The 1,581-nt window shown below is 53.5% G+C and carries 2 protein-coding genes and 1 pseudogene; all 3 read right to left on the bottom strand.

Features of this window, described 5'->3' with window-relative positions:
* Positions 1 to 426 (bottom strand): DUF1156 domain-containing protein (locus C482_RS20085; protein WP_152421933.1); only part of this gene is annotated, 426 nt, incomplete at its 3' end.
* Positions 427 to 434: 8 nt separating this feature from the next.
* Positions 435 to 1,055 (bottom strand): DUF7680 family protein, encoded by a 621-nt coding sequence (locus C482_RS00035; protein WP_006165178.1) that lies wholly within the window; start codon positions 1,053 to 1,055, stop codon positions 435 to 437.
* A pseudogene (locus C482_RS00030) lies at positions 1,052 to 1,581 on the bottom strand (ATP-binding protein); the annotation flags it as partial. The pseudogene C482_RS00030 and the gene C482_RS00035, both read right to left, overlap by 4 nt.

Below are 1,581 nucleotides of genomic sequence, written 5' to 3'. Positions count from 1 at the left end.
GAAGCTACGTCTTGCAGGGTTGCGCTTGTGTTGGACACACTTCGCGCACCCTGCTGCTTCGTACGTGACGCTTTCTATGACACACTCATAGTGGTTTTCGTAAGATCCACTCTTTGTCTCAGAGAACTTCTTTTGAAGATGCTCTGATATCCCATCTTGCATTCCTTTTGGACCAATCTGCATCAATTTTAGAAATTCATCATGATCAACATCACCAGGAATCACAGAACCTAGAACCGCAGCACGAGAGACAGGTGTTGGCCGAGCTGCAAACCACTTATGCAAACTCAATAGAGGATGGCAACCGCCACTACCCATATCTTTCTGACTCTCAATATCGATTGCCGCCAACGGTAACTTACCCTCAATTGCGACTTTGTCCGGTGCAACTGAAATCTCTTGTTCCCCAGTGGTTTTTTCGGTCATTGTCTGAATCAGTTAATATGATCTGCTAGTAGTATTCGTAGAGCCTTTACTCCGCTCGGAGACGTCGGTGACCGGGCCTTGGCGTGCCAGTAATAGCATTCGCCGAGGCTCATCTGGTCGATCCCTTTTGCTACTTCTCGAAGGCGATCCCGGCGACGCATCGGCTTCATCGCACGAAACGCAATCGAGAGTCGGACACCAGCAGCCTCAGGGAGACTGACGCTTGCTGGCTCGCCTGTACACACTATCTCGGGATCTATGCTTATTTCACGGAAGGTGGATTCAATGAGGAAACTTACCTCGTTAAACGCCACACCACGCAAAGTGGCGATACGGATCGCACACCAGTCATCCCAGTCATAGGCCGTGTCATCTGCACCAGGGAGCTCGGACGGGGAGTTCTCACCGACGATCGCGTCCTCCAACTCGCACACTGAGACAGTCACTGACTTTCGCGCTCTCTCGAATCGTTCCCGACGAGCAGTCGCGATATCACGAGGAGCCAGTTCGTACAGTGAAATCTCGTGCTGATCCTCTACACGTTCGCGTGTCAGCACAAATGTAGGCCGATTCCCGTACGCACCGGTGGTGAAGGCGAACGAATTCCCCTCAGCTACTCCCTTGCTCATAGCTGGGTTACCTCACTGGACTCGATCACGCGGATTTGCGTGTGCATCGTAACCGTGAACGCATTGTCGACTGCGAGCAACTCGTCGAGGGCGTCAAACATCTCCCCATAGATTCGATCGTCTTCATTTTTAAACTCGATGGCGAACTCTGCTTCTGCGGTTCGACCGCCGTTCGGGTTTGCCAGATCTTCAGGCTCCATGTTGAACCGAAGATGGCTCGCAAAGACATCCGGTCGACCCTCGAAGTCGACTTCGAACTCAGACCTCGAGTCCGCGCCGTCGTTCGACTCGTACTGGAAGCTCATGATCGTGTCATCCGCGAACTCGTCGGCGTTGCTGAGTTTGTTCGCGGTGAACCACGCGCCTTTCCAGGCGTCGGCTCCGTCGATGCGAATCCACACGCCTTCAACGACGGGCGTTAATTCGTCAGGGTGTCCGTTGTACTCCTCGCGAGCACTGGTGAGTTCATCAGCGATGTCTGCCCGCATTTCCTGAAGCGCACGTGAGACGTGTGCCGGCTCGGAGG

This window comes from Natrialba chahannaoensis JCM 10990 (assembly GCF_000337135.1).
In the GTDB taxonomy this organism is placed as follows: Archaea; Halobacteriota; Halobacteria; order Halobacteriales; family Natrialbaceae; genus Natrialba; species Natrialba chahannaoensis.
The sequence above is the reverse complement of the archived record's forward strand: the minus strand, read 5'-3'. Positions and strand labels throughout refer to the sequence as shown.

What these genes read in the sequence shown, in the direction of transcription:
- C482_RS00035 (WP_006165178.1), bottom strand. Translation starts at nt 1,055, where the DNA reads ATGAGCAAGGGAGTAGCTGAGGGGAATTCGTTCGCCTTCACCACCGGT.